The 14366-nt window shown below is 44.7% G+C and carries 14 protein-coding genes; 7 read left to right on the forward strand and 7 right to left on the reverse strand.

Annotated elements, in window-relative coordinates:
• Window positions 1-47 precede the first annotated feature (47 nt).
• Window positions 48-1208: a hypothetical protein gene (locus tag IEV39_RS15275; RefSeq protein WP_005280907.1), complete on the forward strand. Its 1161-nt coding sequence runs from the start codon at window positions 48-50 to the stop codon at window positions 1206-1208.
• A 210-nt stretch (window positions 1209-1418) separates the two neighbouring features.
• Here the strand turns inward: IEV39_RS15275 and IEV39_RS15280 are convergent, their stop codons facing one another.
• Entirely contained in the window at window positions 1419-2198 is a 780-nt protein-coding gene (locus IEV39_RS15280; protein ID WP_005280904.1) for an IclR family transcriptional regulator, read from the reverse strand.
• A 434-nt stretch (window positions 2199-2632) separates the two neighbouring features.
• On the opposite strand from IEV39_RS15280, the gene IEV39_RS15285 reads away from it, so the two are divergent.
• The 3 genes from IEV39_RS15285 (at window position 2633) to IEV39_RS15295 (ending at window position 5990) form a co-directional block, all read left to right on the forward strand.
• Complete coding sequence (locus IEV39_RS15285; protein ID WP_005280903.1) at window positions 2633-4726, forward strand: FUSC family protein; 2094 nt, start codon at window positions 2633-2635, stop codon at window positions 4724-4726.
• Window positions 4719-4925 carry a DUF1656 domain-containing protein gene (locus IEV39_RS15290; RefSeq protein ID WP_005226435.1) on the forward strand — a complete coding sequence of 69 codons (207 nt, stop codon included), beginning with the start codon at window positions 4719-4721 and terminating at the stop codon, window positions 4923-4925. The genes IEV39_RS15285 and IEV39_RS15290 overlap by 8 nt, the downstream gene beginning before the upstream one ends.
• 63 nt (window positions 4926-4988) lie before the next feature.
• Window positions 4989-5990 carry an HlyD family secretion protein gene (locus IEV39_RS15295; protein ID WP_005280899.1) on the forward strand — a complete coding sequence of 334 codons (1002 nt, stop codon included), beginning with the start codon at window positions 4989-4991 and terminating at the stop codon, window positions 5988-5990.
• A gap of 93 nt (window positions 5991-6083) precedes the next feature.
• Here IEV39_RS15295 and ruvX read toward each other — a convergent pair whose 3' ends face one another.
• The 3 genes from ruvX to recN form a co-directional block, all read right to left on the reverse strand.
• Complete coding sequence (ruvX, locus tag IEV39_RS15300; RefSeq protein ID WP_005226437.1) at window positions 6084-6527, reverse strand: Holliday junction resolvase RuvX; 444 nt, start codon at window positions 6525-6527, stop codon at window positions 6084-6086.
• Entirely contained in the window at window positions 6520-7074 is a 555-nt protein-coding gene (locus IEV39_RS15305; RefSeq protein ID WP_004774079.1) for a YqgE/AlgH family protein, read from the reverse strand. The genes ruvX and IEV39_RS15305 overlap by 8 nt, the downstream gene beginning before the upstream one ends.
• A 114-nt stretch (window positions 7075-7188) precedes the next feature.
• Complete coding sequence (gene recN / locus IEV39_RS15310) at window positions 7189-8850, reverse strand: DNA repair protein RecN (RefSeq protein ID WP_005280896.1); 1662 nt, start codon at window positions 8848-8850, stop codon at window positions 7189-7191.
• Between the two features lie 588 nt (window positions 8851-9438).
• Here recN and ppnP point away from each other — a divergent pair.
• From ppnP to IEV39_RS15325, 3 genes are all read left to right on the forward strand, one after another.
• The gene (gene ppnP, locus IEV39_RS15315) at window positions 9439-9765 is read left to right on the forward strand and encodes a pyrimidine/purine nucleoside phosphorylase (RefSeq protein WP_004774082.1); all 327 of its coding nucleotides are present in this window, start codon (window positions 9439-9441) and stop codon (window positions 9763-9765) included.
• Window positions 9766-9960: 195 nt separating this feature from the next.
• The gene (gene rlmB, locus IEV39_RS15320) at window positions 9961-10707 is read left to right on the forward strand and encodes a 23S rRNA (guanosine(2251)-2'-O)-methyltransferase RlmB (protein ID WP_005280893.1); all 747 of its coding nucleotides are present in this window, start codon (window positions 9961-9963) and stop codon (window positions 10705-10707) included.
• A gap of 31 nt (window positions 10708-10738) precedes the next feature.
• Window positions 10739-11650 carry a DMT family transporter gene (locus tag IEV39_RS15325; RefSeq protein ID WP_005280891.1) on the forward strand — a complete coding sequence of 304 codons (912 nt, stop codon included), beginning with the start codon at window positions 10739-10741 and terminating at the stop codon, window positions 11648-11650.
• On the opposite strand, the gene coaE is transcribed toward IEV39_RS15325, so the two are convergent.
• From coaE to IEV39_RS15340, 3 genes are read right to left on the reverse strand one after another with little or no spacing between them, the layout of a single operon-like run.
• The gene (gene coaE, locus IEV39_RS15330; RefSeq protein ID WP_005280888.1) at window positions 11647-12252 is read right to left on the reverse strand and encodes a dephospho-CoA kinase; all 606 of its coding nucleotides are present in this window, start codon (window positions 12250-12252) and stop codon (window positions 11647-11649) included. The genes IEV39_RS15325 and coaE overlap by 4 nt on opposite strands.
• Before the next feature lies 1 nt (window position 12253).
• Window positions 12254-13114: a prepilin peptidase gene (locus IEV39_RS18620; protein WP_005280885.1), complete on the reverse strand. Its 861-nt coding sequence runs from the start codon at window positions 13112-13114 to the stop codon at window positions 12254-12256.
• A gap of 12 nt (window positions 13115-13126) precedes the next feature.
• Entirely contained in the window at window positions 13127-14356 is a 1230-nt protein-coding gene (locus tag IEV39_RS15340; protein WP_005280883.1) for a type II secretion system F family protein, read from the reverse strand.
• Between the last annotated feature and the right edge of the window lie 10 nt (window positions 14357-14366).

Here is a 14366-nt window from a genome sequence, read left to right on the forward strand (position 1 = left end):
GATTGGACAAGCGTGAGTGCTTAAAACGATAAGTTGGGAATACATCAATGTCATCAGTATTATATTTATCTGACCAATTCTTACATCAATTGCAAGGCCAAAAATCCCACACGATTGATTGTCATGCGGTCAGTCAGTACAAGAAAAATTTGCAAGAAATCAGGCAGCGCAAGCAATGGAAAACCTCGGGAACGGGGGCACAATTCATGGGTGTCGCGAATTATAGCGAGCAAGAAGAGTTGGCGCATGTTTATCCTGTTGATGCGGTTTTAATAGATGAGCAGCATTTAATTTATGCAGCACAATTGCAGGATGGCTGTGCGATTTACATCAAATCACTCTTGGATCTACAGCAACCCGAAGCATTAATATTAAGGAATAATGAATTTATTATTCATCACATGGATTACGATGCGCAGAATAAAAGGCTAGTTTTATCAGCTAGTCCAGAGCATGCCTATGAACGTCATCTTTGTATTTTAGGTTTAGATTCTAATCGGATTCAATATGTTACAGAAGGTGATTGTCAGGATCAGCACCCATGTTTTGATCCACAAAATCCAGACATTATTTATTACGATAGTTGTGGTTTTGCCTATGATCAGCAAGGAAGTGTCAGTATCGGGCCTCGGGAAGTGTGTCGTTTGAATCTGCAAACAGGTGATCTGGAAACAATTATTGCCGACCCTCGTTATGATTGCTACAAACCAAAAATAGATGCGAAGGGACAGCTACATTTTTTAAAGCGACCTTATAAGAATCAACACTATCGTGGCAATTCTTTAAAAGATATTGTATCTGCGCCATTTAAAATTATTCGGGCAGTATTTGGCTGGTTGGATTTCTTTACCCAGCGCTATACAGGTGAATCCTTGAAATCAACCTCAGGTAGTAACCCTGCGAAATCGAGACAGAAATCAGAAGAAGAACTGTTTGTGGAAGGAAATTTGATTAAGGCACAAAAGGCAGTGCAGCAAAATCAAAATGCTGGAGAGAAATTTGCTGGCGTTATTCCACGTAGTTGGGAGCTGGTCCTGTATTCAAGCACAGGAGAGCAAAAAGTACTTAAACGAGGTGTATTGAGTTATAACTTGAATACTGAGGATACAGTTCTTTATTCAAATGGAAAGCACCTGATATCTATTGCAGCTGATCAGACTGAGACGATGTTGGTAGAAGCCAAGCTGATTCAAAAAATCATATGTTAATATACTTTTAACTGTAAAAGCCTTCAAACAAGAAGGCTTTTTTTATGGCATAAACATACATCAGGCAAGAAAAAAGCCCATAACAACGATGAGCTTAGTTCTCTGAGGAAAGTCATGCTCTTTTGGGAGAGTATGCTGAAGAACATAATCATCATATGAGAATTTATTGCTATTTACAACCGTGTAAAATGTAAAAGTTTTTTAATATTCTCAAACTGGCTGGCCGTGGCTCTCAGACAAGCTTACAAATTTATGTTCAATCTGATGGGCATTATTTTGCAAAATCTCAATCAACTTTTGGATGTTGATGAAGTCAAAACGGTTCTTCGAGGCCACCAGGGTCAGTGCAATCGGTGCTTCTTTACTGGAGAAACGGATAGGTACCGACAAACTACACAGTTGAGGATCAATTTCACCTTGAGATAAATAGAAGCCTTGTTTCTTGATTTTGCGCATATGTTGAATGAACTCTTCCTGGGTTTGCGCAAATCCGACTTGTGCCAATTCTTTTGAAAACTGCTGATAATAGGCCTGAATCCGTTGCTTGGATAAATGAGCGATCACGATTTTAGGTGAAGCGCCAATATACACCGGACGTGGACATCCCCGGCCAAAAGACAGTAATTCTGCATCCTTAAAGGTCTCATGATGCAGATCGATACAGTAATCATGATTTAAATAGGTGAGTAAACAACACAATTCGGTGCGTTCCACAATATCGCGCATAAACGGAATACTGATCTGAACCAGAGGATCAGTACTATGCGAAATATAGTCAAGTACTGCAATTTTAGAGCCAAGGGTATAGTCACCCGAGGTACCACTAATGCGCTTGAGTATATCGGCCGAGACCAGTTCTTTTAAATAACGATAGGCAGTGGGTTTAGAAAGACCAAGCTCATCACAAATGATATCGACATTGATAATCGGACGTGAAACTGAAAATAAATCCAGTACGGTGAGAATTTTACCAAAACTCGAAATTGCCATGATGCGTTGTCTACTCCTTGCCAAATAACGTGAAAACCGAACTTTTATTGCTTTATAACAGAAAAGGCTTAAGTGGGGTATGGGATTTTAAATTTGCTCAGCTTCGATCAGGAAATAGAGGCCGTTGTTGAGAAAATTCTGAAATATCAGCGTCATTATTTTAGATTAAAATTAAAAATTATCAAATAGTGATAATTTGTGTTGACTAATTCGCTTTGTTTTGAAAAAATTAGCAGCACAATGTCTTATTTGGATAATTATTTTTAGGGAAATCTCTCTAAACATACCAAGCACAAGCATTGTATATCACTCCCAATACCCAGTTTTATTCCTATCAATTGCCCTGATTTGAATTCTTCAGATCAGTCTGGACAAGTCGTCACCTATTTATTGATGTGATGAGGATCAAACTGACCCTGAATTGAGACATGTTCATGCTATTTAAACAGTTGTTGGCTTTTAGACCGAGTCGACTCGACATCATCTTTGCGTGCAAAACATTTGTAGCAGGTATGCTGGCATTGTTTATTTCGTTTGAACTGGACCTGATCAATCCGATGTGGTCGATTGGTACCGTGCTGATTATTGCCAATCCTTATTCAGGGATGGTGTCTTCCAAATGTGTGTACCGTTTAGTGGGAACCGTTGCGGGGGCAATCATTGCCTTATTGCTGACACCGCATTTTATTAATACGCCGTGGCTATTCACCATTATCCTGTCTTTATGGGTCGGTTTTGCCTTGTATGTGTCATTACTTGACCGCACGCCACGCAGTTATGTGTTCATGCTGGCGGGGTATTCCACGGCAATGATTGTATATAACGCGATTACGTATATCGATACCTATAATATTTTTGATATTGCCATGGCTCGGGTGCTGGAAATTTCTATTGGGGTGGTGGCCACCGCCGTGGTCTCAGCCACCTTTTTTCCGGTCCATGTCGGGGCCATGATCAAGCAGCGTGTCAATAAAACCCTGAATGATCTGGAAAATACCTTTGAGCGTTTGATTACCGCGCAGAAAGAACCAGAAAACTATACCCAGGTTTTATCGGTCATTACCCGCGATGCTTCCGATATTCATGCCTTGGCCGTGCATCTGGCTTATGAAAAAGGTGAGCTCAATGGCATGACCAAACCCTTGCAGGAAATGCTGCATCAGGTGTCTTTGGTGGTAGCGAATCTGGTGGCTTTGTCGCAACGGGTGAAACAGCTCGGGCAAATGCAATTGACCAGTCTGACCCCACATTTAGATCGGCTTCGTCAGGATACCTTGACCTTTTTAAAACAGGAACGGGGTTTAACACCAGCAGATTTACAAACATTGCCTGATAGTTTTGAACAGGACTTTGCTGAGTTGATGTCGATTGCAACGCCTGAACAGCAAATTGTACTGGCAGCCTTGAAAATGGATGTGCGTCATTTTATTGCCAATATGCTGGCGGTAAAACTGATCTGGCAACAGATCCAGCAGGGCAAAAAAGACATACCCGCTGAAATTACCTCGATCACTACCAAATATCCGAGTTTGCACCGCGATCATGGTATTGCGATTCGCGGTGGCATTAGTGCCGTGCTGATCACGTTTATTGTTACCGGTGCCTGGATTTTATCAGGCTGGAAAGCCGGCTTCATGATGGCGCAAATGGGTGCCATCACGGCCTGTATCCTGACCGCTCTGGATAATCCGGTGCCAGTGTTACGCATCTTTATCTGGGGCAGTATCGTTTCGGCAGGTCTGGTGTTTCTATATGCCTTTGGTATCTTCCCGCACGTCACTCACTTCTGGCAGTTGGCGCTGGTATTGTTCCCGGTGTTTCTGGTCGCCGTGACCATGATGGCAAACCAGATGCTGATGCCAATCGGTATGGTACTGGGCATTAACACCATGATGGGTTTGAACTTGCATAATCAATACACCATGGATGCCGTGTCTTATCTGGACAGTTCCTTTGCTATGGTCCTAGGGGTGATGGTGTCGCTGATTGTGATTGATCTGGTACGTGCGGTTTCTCCGGATACCAGTGCGACACGGATTCTGGCTTTGCATTATCAGGCCATGCGACAGGCATTACATCTGTCTTATGGCAGTGACTTCAAGATTCATTTACGTAGCATGCTGGATCGTGTCGGTGTATTGAATACCAAGATGGTACAAAATCCAGAAATTAAAACAGCGATTCAAAATGCTTTGGTGGAAAGTAGCTCGATTGTGGATCTGGTACGTTTACAGGAAATTAGCCAGAAATTGCCGCAACTGGCAGAACTGCAACAAGAATTGAATATGTTACAGCAACAACTGACCGCGTATTTTCAGGCACAAGAGAAGCAACTGTCGATTCATCATTTTCCAGCAGAGATCGTACAGCAAATCGCGCGTTTGCAGCATATCGCTCCACAGATTGAAGATGCTCAATTACGTCAACGACTACTGATTTCGCTGAATAATATCTGCGAAAGCATTGGTCATATTTCCACAGAACAGCGCTATTCAGACATGTATGGCTTAGGTGTATCTCATGGGTGAACTTAATCTTTATGGCATTTATATTCCGATTCTTTTGGTACAGGCCATTATTGCCTATGTATTGTTTAAGCTTGCAGGTCCATGGCTTGATCGGTTGATCAGTAAAGGCTGGATTGCACTGCCGAGTATTTTTAATTTGTGCTTTTACTTGGGACTCTTGCTGCTGGTGCACGGGTTATTTGTATGGTTCTGGGCTTAAGTGTTTTGAATAACGCATCTATGAAATTTAATGATTTAAAGATAAATGGTAAAGGTAATGAACATGAATGCATTTGATGTGAGAAAAGTCATACGTCCAATTGTATTACTTGTGGCGGTCCTGATCGCAGTATATACGGTGGTGCATTTATGGAATTACTACAATGCTGCACCGTGGACACGGGATGGCCGTATTCGTGGTGATGTGATTCAGGTGGCCTCCGATGTCAATGGGTTGGTCACCGAAGTGCTGGTACAGGACAACCAGAGCGTGAAAAAAGGTCAGGTGCTATTTAAAATTGATGTGGCACGTCAGGCGCTGGATGTGGAACAGGCCAAATCGGATTTAGCCAAAGCCAAAGCCGGTTTGGCGCAGGCACATGCCAATCTGGCAGGAGCAAAAGCCAGTCTGGTCAAAACTGAAGCCAATATGAAACTGGCGGAGAAAAATGCTGCGCGTTATGCCAGCTTGATGGATGGTGCCATTTCCAAGCAAGAACAGGATCAAGTCTTTGCGACACGTGATCAAGCGATTGCAGAGAAAGAGCAACTGACTGCCAATATCGAACAAGCCAATGCTGCGATCCAGCAACAACAGGCCTTGATTGAGGTGGCCAATAGCACGCTGCATTTGGCTCAGTTGAATTTGCATCGTTCTGAAGTGGTTGCACCTGCGGATGGTACCTTATCGAACTTTGATTTACGTGTCGGTAACTATGTTAAAGTCGGGCAAGCCGTGGCAGCATTGTTAGACCGTCAACAACTTTATGTGGTCGGTTATTTTGAAGAAACCAAACTCAACCGTATTCATGTCGGTGATGCTGCAACGGTACAACTGATGGGTGATCGTCAACAGATTCGTGGTCATGTGCAGGGGATCGCCTCAGGGATTGAAGACCGTGAGCGCTCTGGCAGCTCAAATTTATTGGCGAATGTGAATCCAACCTTTAGCTGGGTGCGTCTGGCGCAGCGTGTACCGGTAAAAATTGTACTGGATGAGCAGCCGCATAATCCATTGGCCTTTGTGTCGGGGCGTACTGCGACTGTGAGAATTATTGAAAAATAATCCATACGGTTCCCAAGTGGTGTAATTCATTTAAGAATGAGACAACAAAAAGCGGCATGGAACGCCGCTTAATGATAAAAATGATGGTTTTCGCTAAGGGGTAATCCCGGCAGGATCGCGATACCAGCTTTGAATTAATAATGCAGCGGCAAAGCTATCCGCAGATAAACGTTTGGCCTGACCTTTACTTTGATAAGATTCGAGTTCTTCTCTGGCTTCACGTGTGGTCAGACGTTCATCTACCATCCAGGTTTGAATATTGGTTTGATGACGTAAACGACGGGCGAATTTCCGTGCACGTGCCGACAGTTCAGATTCAGAGTCATCCATATTCAGCGGTAAGCCCACCAAAAATAAGGTCGGTTGCCATTCCTTGACGATCTTTAACAGTTTATCCCAGTCTGGAATACCATCTTTCATGGCAAATAAGGGCAGGGGATTGCTACTTTCAATCGTGGATTGTCCAATCGCCATCCCCATTTTCTGCGTACCAAAATCAAAGGCCATAATTGATTGAGCTGTTTGCATATCAGGCATGACCAATCTCGGATGCAAACCAGGTGCGGTCTACCCCAATTTTCTTGTAGGCGGCATCCCAACGGTCACCATAAGGCAGATTGAAAATCAGATCCATATCCGACTCACAGATCAACCAGTCACCGCGGGTAATTTCTTCTTCAAGCTGGTTTTTGCTCCAGCTGGCATAACCCAGGGCAATCTGATAGCGACCCACCCCTTCATTATGCGCGATCGCATCCAGAATATCCTTACTGGTGGTAATGCAGACGTTTTCGCCCACCGCAATCGACGAATGCCATGTCGGTTGACCGGTATGTAACACAAAACCTGCTTCCGGGCGTAATGGACCGCCCTGCAATACCGCATGCGGATGCACATTATCGGCATCAATTTCTAAATCATTGAGTAATTCTTTGATCTGTAATTCAGAAGGGCGATTGATGATAATACCTTGAGCGCCATCTTCGTCATGGCGAGCCACGTAAATGACCGTATTGGCAAAGAAGTCATCGGCCATGTCAGGTGGGGCGATGAGACAACGGTGAGTTAGATATTGTTTCGTCACCTAGGCGGTTCTCCCTCAATGTATGGTGCTGATCTATCTATATAGGTTCTTTTTATCAACATACAAGAGTTAATCGGATTTCGCCAATTATTTTCTCATATTTTATGCCTTGGCTCAGGCCGACTGAAATTTTAGCTGTCGTAACTGTCTGGCATGTTGCAAAGTGGTCTCACTAATTTCAACGCCGCCCGACATGCGCGCCAGCTCTAAAATACGTTGCTCTTCGCCCAGTTCGATAATGGTACTGCTGGCCGGATCGGTTTGTTGTTTCTTCACCAGCAGATGTTGGTCAGACTGTGCTGCAACCTGAGCCTGATGAGTGATACATAATAATTGGACGTGCTGGGCGAGATCCGCCAGTAAGCGTCCCACCACTTCAGCTGTGCCTCCACTGATCCCGACATCAATTTCATCAAATACCAGCACTTCAGCATCTGTTTTTTCTGCATTCATGACCTGCATGACCAGGGCAATACGTGACAACTCACCTCCGGATGCTACGCGCGCCAGTGGTTGTGGCGGAATGCCTTTATTGGCAGTAAATAAGAGCTGAATAAAGCTTAAGCCTTCTGCATTGGCAGGTTCTAAGGGTTCAAACTTAAACTCGAAGTGTGCTTCAGGCAGTGCCAATGGTTTGACCTGTTCGGTGAGCTGTTTCGCTAATGGAATCGCTGCTGCACGACGAATCTCATCTAAATGCTGGGCTTTTTGCATAAAGTCCTGATAGGAGACTTCAACCTGTTCCGCCAGTGTTTCTGGATCTTCCAACTGATGTAGCTGTTCTAATTCCTGTTGCCAGCTTTCATATTCCTGCTTGAGTAATTCGGGTTGGGTGCGATGCTTGCGGGCCAGACGATGGAATACCTCCAACGTCGCATTCAGTTGTTCCATCCGCTCCGGATCAAAGCTTTGACGATCAATAAACTGACGCAGGCTTGCCGTAGCATCATCGATTTCACTTTGGGCATTGAGCAAAGCATTATAGATATTGGCGAGCTGTTCACTACGACCCGCATGAGACTCCAGACGACGAATGATCGAGGCTACTTCCTGGGTAATATTCTGTTCCGCTTCATCTAACACATTCAGGCTATAGCTACAGTCCTGCATGATATGTTCATGGTGACTGAGACGATCAAACTCCTGTTCAATGTCCCGATAATCGGTTTGAACCACGTCTTCGAGTTCTTCAATCTGGGATTCGAGATTTTGTATTTTCTGAATGCGTGTTGCCTGTGCATCCAACGCTGCTTGATGCTGGCGGATATTCTTTTGCCAGGTACTATAGGCTTCACGAACAGCATTCGAGGGTTCAGCAAAATTGTGATAACGGTCCAGCCAGCGTTTCGGATAAGGTGGCTCTAATAACTGTTGCTGACTGTGCTGGCTATAGAGTTGTACCAGTAAACGGCCGATTTCCTTGAGTTCGGCTAAACTACTCGGACGGCCATTGATCCAGGCCTTGCTACGACCGGTGGCAAAAATCACACGTCTTAAATGGATTTCACCTGAATCATCATCCAGTTCATGTTCGGCGAGCCATTGTGCTTCGGCACTGTCCGCCTGATAGCTAAATACGGCAGTCACATCGGCTTTGTCAGCGCCATAGCGGACATAGTTGGTATCGGTACGTTCACCCAGACATGCAGATAGCGCATCTAACAATAATGATTTGCCCGCGCCAGTTTCACCGGTCAATACATTGAAGCCTTGTTCAATATCTAAAGCCAAATGGTCGGCGAGTGCAAAATTAATTAAAGTTAAATGGGTGAGCATAAACGCATCCAATGCACAGAATCTTTTGCTTAAAGATAGAGAAGTTTTAAAGTTGCTACAAGAGTTGAATGGTGGAATTTCCTGATTTACTGTGCGGATAGAGGGTTATTTTGTGATGTGTTTGACCTCTTGGCTTTTTCTTCAACATTTATAGCGGGGGAGCTCAGGTTTTGCGTTGAGCAGATCCAATTTGTTTGTCCGACGCTATGTACAGTATATGAGTTATATATGATGCAAGGACTTATGCTCAGGTAAATATTATTAATGTTTGCTGTTCCTCGCCACTCGTAGCATATGAGCCATATATGGCGCAAGGTCTTGCGCTCAGGCAAAGTTTCACTTTGCTTATCTTCGCCACTCACAGCATAGCTGCTCGACTTGCGCCCAGACAAAGCGTTGCTTTACCTTCCTTCACTCACAGCACAGCTGTTCGTCTTGCGCTCAGGCAAAGTTTCACTTTGCTTATCTTCGCTCAGGTATGAAAATTGCTATGTTTAGCCCAGAAAATGGATTGATTAGTTGTCACGGCACAATTAAACTACGTCCAGCATAACCTAATATAAATGCGGCATTATTTGGAGAGTACGCATGAGTTCAGTGCAGTTTGATCATGTAACGGTCATTAAGAAATCGAATGTGTATTTTGGCGGGGCATGTATTAGTCACACCGTACAATTTGAAGATGGTACAAAAAAGACTTTAGGTGTAATTTTACCCACTGAACAGCCTTTAACTTTTGAAACACACGTGCCAGAGCGTATGGAAATTATTTCTGGCGAATGTCGTGTAAAAATCGCAGATAGTACAGAAAGTGAATTATTCCGTGCAGGGCAATCATTCTATGTCCCTGGCAATAGTACCTTCCTGATTGAAGCAGACGATGTCCTCGACTATGTCTGTCATTTAGAAGGCTAACCTATTCCTTTCTAAATCGAGTACACTAGAGCCAATAGAAATCCTGTAAAGTCATTTTGCAGGATTTTTTTATTAGGTAATCTTGCGGAGCTATAATCGCTCCTCACCTGTAAAGTCACTTTGCAGGATTCTTATTTTTCAATATTCCTAACACTCTTTTTTATACAAAAGAGAACGTGCTAAACGAGGTCGTTCATGGCAAAACCTGAATATTATTATGGCGTTCATTCGGTAGAGTCATTGTTGGAGTTAGAGCCTGAACGCGTTTTGACTTTATTTACATTAAAAGGTCGAGATGACCAGCGTTTGCAAAAGATCTTGCAACTGGCCGAACCTTTCGGGATCAGTATTCAAAAAGCCAGTCGCGACAGTCTGGAAAAACTGGCAGGTTTACCCTTCCATCAAGGGGTGGTTGCTGCGGTGCGCCCACATCCGACCTTGAATGAAAAAGATCTGGATGAACTCATGCAGCAGTCTCCAGATGCGTTGTTACTGGCGCTTGATCAGGTGACTGACCCGCACAATCTTGGCGCGTGTATCCGTACCGCGGCAGCGATGGGGGTGCAGGCAGTGATAGTGCCACGTGACCGTTCAGCTAGTCTGACACCGACAGCACGTAAGGTTGCCGCGGGTGGGGCCGAGAAAGTTAAGTTTATTCAAGTGACCAATCTGGCAAGAACTTTGGCACATCTGAAAGACAGCACGCATACCCGTGTAATTGGGACCATGCTGGATGAAAAAGCATTACCGATTCATCAGTGTGATTTTAAAGGTCCTGTGGTGATTGTGATGGGTGCTGAAGATACCGGTTTAAGACCGATTACCCAGTCACAATGTGATCATACCGTGTATATCCCGATGGCGGGTGACTTGCAAAGTTTAAATGTCAGCGTGGCAACAGGTATGGCATTATATGAAGCCTGCCGTCAACGTGGTGTATAATTTAAGCTCATATTGTTCTATGTAAGCCCAGATGACTGCTCGTACGCAAGGCTATTTCTTTATCCTGATCACCATGTGTATCTGGGGCGGATTTACCATTTTTTCCCGCCTCAACGCACATTGGCATGTCAGTGTCTGGGATCTGGTGGCCATGCGTTTTGCCATTGCTTCCCTGATTTTATTGCCAGTTTTGATCTATAAAAAAGATCTCGCTTTTTTATGGAATCCGCGACCCGTGATTTTGGCGCTGATTGGCGGACTCGTATATTGCCTTACGGTGTATAGCGCCTTTTTACATGCACCCGCTGCCCATGCAGCCATTTTCCTGAATGGCTGTATTCCGCTGTGTACCGCCGTCGCTGCCTATATCTTGTTTAGACAGCCTTTTGATAAGCATACTTGGGCCAGTCTGATCATCATGATGAGTGCATTGCTGCTGATGAGCTATTTGATGCTGCATGATCAAGCCTCAGGATTAGGTGTCGGGGATCTACTTCTATTTGTCAGTGCAATCTGGTGGGGGATTTTCACGGTTTTGCTGAAACAGTGGAAGCTCTCAGCCTGGCACGCAACCGCAGGTGTGGTGATCTGGTCTGCAATTATCTATCTCCCTATTTATCTTCTATTTATTCCCAAGCATTTCCATGAAGCAACGCCTGCACATTTATTGATTCAGGGGCTTTTTCATGGTGTGCTGGTGGTTATTGTGGCAACCCTGACTTATGTGGCAGCCATTGAGCGATTAGGGGCATTTAAAACAGGCAGTATTGTCACCTTGGCCCCCTTCATTGCTGCGCTTATTGCCGTGCCTTTACTCAATGAGCCGTTGAATGCTGCGATTGTGTGTGGCCTGATCGGGATGGGAATCGGTGCATTGCAGCCATGGCGCTGGTTGCGTAAAGATAGTCTGGCTGCACAATTAGCCCGGCAGAAACAAGGTTAGAAGGCGTGTTCTGCACGTTGTAAATAACTCAAGTGCAATGGTTTCAGTTGTTGATGCAGATGTTCCAATAAACCATCATTGACGACAATATCATTGGCAAGCTGTTGTTTTTGCGCACGGGGCATTTGTGCCGCAATGATTTTACGGATCTGTTCTTCGCTTTGTCCATCACGTTGACTGGCCCGTTGTAGCTGGGTTTGTTCATCAGCATCCACCAGTAAGGTATGGTGTGTGAGTTGATGCTGATTGGTTTCAAAAAGTAAGGGTGAAACCAAAATTACATAAGGACTTTCAGCCTGTTGTAATTGCTGGATGATGGACTGGCGAATGGCGGGGTGGGTGATTTTTTCCAGCGTTTGACGGGCTTCCGGAAACTGGAAAATATGCTCACGTAGTGCTCTGCGATCTAAATTGCCGTCTTCCAATAAGACCCAGTCACCAAAGGCTTGCTGTATTGCCTGTAATGCAGGCTGGCCTGGCTCAACCACTTCTCTGGCCACAACGTCGGCATCGACTACGCTAATACCTTGAGATTCAAACCATTGGGTCGCAGCTGATTTCCCACTACCAATACCGCCTGTAATCCCCAAGATAAAACCCATATTAACCACCTAAATAAACTTTCATGATTTGATCACCCCATAAAAAGGCGATCCAGCCTGCAATTGCAATATAAGGGCCAAATGCAAATGGCTGATTTTCACCACGCATTTTCAGCAGAATAATACCAATAATCGCACCGACCATTGAAGAGAGTAGCACGATTAAAGGCAGCAGCATTGGTCCCATCCATGCACCTAAGGCGGCTAACAGTTTAAAGTCGCCATGGCCCATGCCTTCTTTATCTTTGAGTAATTTGTAAATATAGTACACGATCCAGAGACACAGGAAGCCAATGATATAACCCCAGATCGCCAGACTGGCCGAGGTATAAATGGCATAACTATTAATTCCTAAACCTAAGGCAGCGAGGGGAAGGGTAAAGCGATCGGGTAGCAATTGGGTATCAAAATCAATAAAAGTCAGAGTGATCAAAACCCAGGTCAACACTAAACCGAAGAGCATTTGTAGGGTTGGGCCATAGACCGCAACGACCACCAGCGAGCACAGCATGGTCAATAGTTCAATCAGCGGATAACGGATACTGATCGGATTGTGGCAGCTGCCACATTTACCCCGCAGCGCTAACCAGCTAATCACAGGAATATTCTGGTACCAGCGAATAGGAGCGTCACACTTGGGACAAGTCGAAGCGGGTTGACTCAGTGTCAGTTTGCTTTGGTCAATTATCGGCTGTTCAGGATGCAGGAGCATCTGGCATTCCTGCTGCCACTCTTGTTCCATCATCTTGGGTGTGCGGAAGATGACAACATTTAAGAAACTGCCGATACATAAACTCAAAAGCCCAACTGCAAGATACAGTGCAGTCGGGTTTTCGATAAAATAAGAAAGTAACGATTGCATTTAAACCCCAGATTACCCAACCACAGAACCCATTTGGAAGATCGGTAGATACATGGCAACAACCAAGCCACCGACTAAAATACCCAGTATAGCCATGATTAGCGGTTCCATCATAGAGGTTAAACCATCTACGGCATTGTCGACTTCATTTTCATAATGGGTGGCAACCTTATCCAGCATGCTGTCTAAGGCACCTGATTCTTCACCAATCGCGACCATTTGAATGGCCATTGAAGGGAAGCGGTTCGAAACTCGCATGGCGAACTGCAGTTGCTGACCTGTGGCAACATCTTCGCGAATTTTCATGACCGCTTCTTCATAAATCACGTTATTGGTTGCTCCCGCCGTTGATTCTAATGCATCAATCAGTGGGACACCTGCAGCAAACGTCGTGGCTAAGGTACGGCTATAGCGCGCAATAATGGCTTTATAAACCAGATCGCCAAAAATAGGCGCTTTCAAAGCCATTTTATCGAGCAGATCGCGGAATTTCTTGCTGCGCTTTTTCGCTTCCAGAAAGGCAGCAATAATGGCACCAATCACGATAATCAGGATAAACCAATACTCTTGCATCCATTTGGACATGTTCACCACCATTTTGGTGAATGCCGGAAGATCTGCGCCAAAAGAACTGAACAAGTCTTGGAATACGGGTACCACTTTGACCATCAGAATAATGGTCACAATCACAGCCACCACAATCACCGTAGCCGGGTATTTCATGGCCTTTTTAATTTTCTGTTTGAGCAGTTCACTTTTCTCTTTATAGATCGCAACGCGGTCTAACATGGTTTCGAGTGCACCTGATTGTTCACCCGACTCCACCAGCGAGCAGAACAGATTATCAAAATATTGCGGGTATTTTTTTAAGGCGCCAGCAAAAGTATTACCGCCTTCAACCTCGCCTTTGATCCCCAACACCACTTCACGCATAGAGGGATTTTCCAAGCCTTCGGCCACGATTTCAAAGCCCTGTACCAGTGGTACACCTGCTTTCATCATGGTGGCCAATTGACGGGTGAAAATGGTGATATCCAGCGTGGTCACTTTTTTCTTCATCAGGCCTTCAAGAATATTCTTGCGTTTTTCCCGAATATTCTTAATGGTGACCCCTTGTTTACGTAAGGTGACTTTCGCCAAAGCCATATTACGTGCCGGTAATTCCCCTTTAATTTTTGCCCCTTTCCGGTCAACCCCTTCATAAGCAAAAGTTGGCATCATTTGCGCTTTTTTAGCTGCCATGATTATTAAT

It is taken from the genome of Acinetobacter courvalinii, assembly GCF_014635545.1.
GTDB lineage: Bacteria > Pseudomonadota > Gammaproteobacteria > Pseudomonadales > Moraxellaceae > Acinetobacter > Acinetobacter courvalinii.

Bases quoted from the DNA above. Each gene is read 5' to 3' on its own strand.
- IEV39_RS15275 (WP_005280907.1), top strand. From the start codon at position 48: ATGTCATCAGTATTATATTTATCTGACCAATTCTTACATCAATTGCAA.
- IEV39_RS15280 (WP_005280904.1), bottom strand. From the start codon at position 2,198: ATGGCAATTTCGAGTTTTGGTAAAATTCTCACCGTACTGGATTTATTT.
- IEV39_RS15285 (WP_005280903.1), top strand. From the start codon at position 2,633: ATGCTATTTAAACAGTTGTTGGCTTTTAGACCGAGTCGACTCGACATC.
- IEV39_RS15290 (WP_005226435.1), top strand. From the start codon at position 4,719: ATGGGTGAACTTAATCTTTATGGCATTTATATTCCGATTCTTTTGGTA.
- IEV39_RS15295 (WP_005280899.1), top strand. From the start codon at position 4,989: ATGAATGCATTTGATGTGAGAAAAGTCATACGTCCAATTGTATTACTT.
- ruvX (WP_005226437.1), bottom strand. From the start codon at position 6,527: ATGCCTGATATGCAAACAGCTCAATCAATTATGGCCTTTGATTTTGGT.
- recN (WP_005280896.1), bottom strand. From the start codon at position 8,850: ATGCTCACCCATTTAACTTTAATTAATTTTGCACTCGCCGACCATTTG.
- ppnP (WP_004774082.1), top strand. From the start codon at position 9,439: ATGAGTTCAGTGCAGTTTGATCATGTAACGGTCATTAAGAAATCGAAT.
- rlmB (WP_005280893.1), top strand. From the start codon at position 9,961: ATGGCAAAACCTGAATATTATTATGGCGTTCATTCGGTAGAGTCATTG.
- IEV39_RS15325 (WP_005280891.1), top strand. From the start codon at position 10,739: ATGACTGCTCGTACGCAAGGCTATTTCTTTATCCTGATCACCATGTGT.
- coaE (WP_005280888.1), bottom strand. From the start codon at position 12,252: ATGGGTTTTATCTTGGGGATTACAGGCGGTATTGGTAGTGGGAAATCA.
- IEV39_RS18620 (WP_005280885.1), bottom strand. From the start codon at position 13,114: ATGCAATCGTTACTTTCTTATTTTATCGAAAACCCGACTGCACTGTAT.
- IEV39_RS15340 (WP_005280883.1), bottom strand. From the start codon at position 14,356: ATGGCAGCTAAAAAAGCGCAAATGATGCCAACTTTTGCTTATGAAGGG.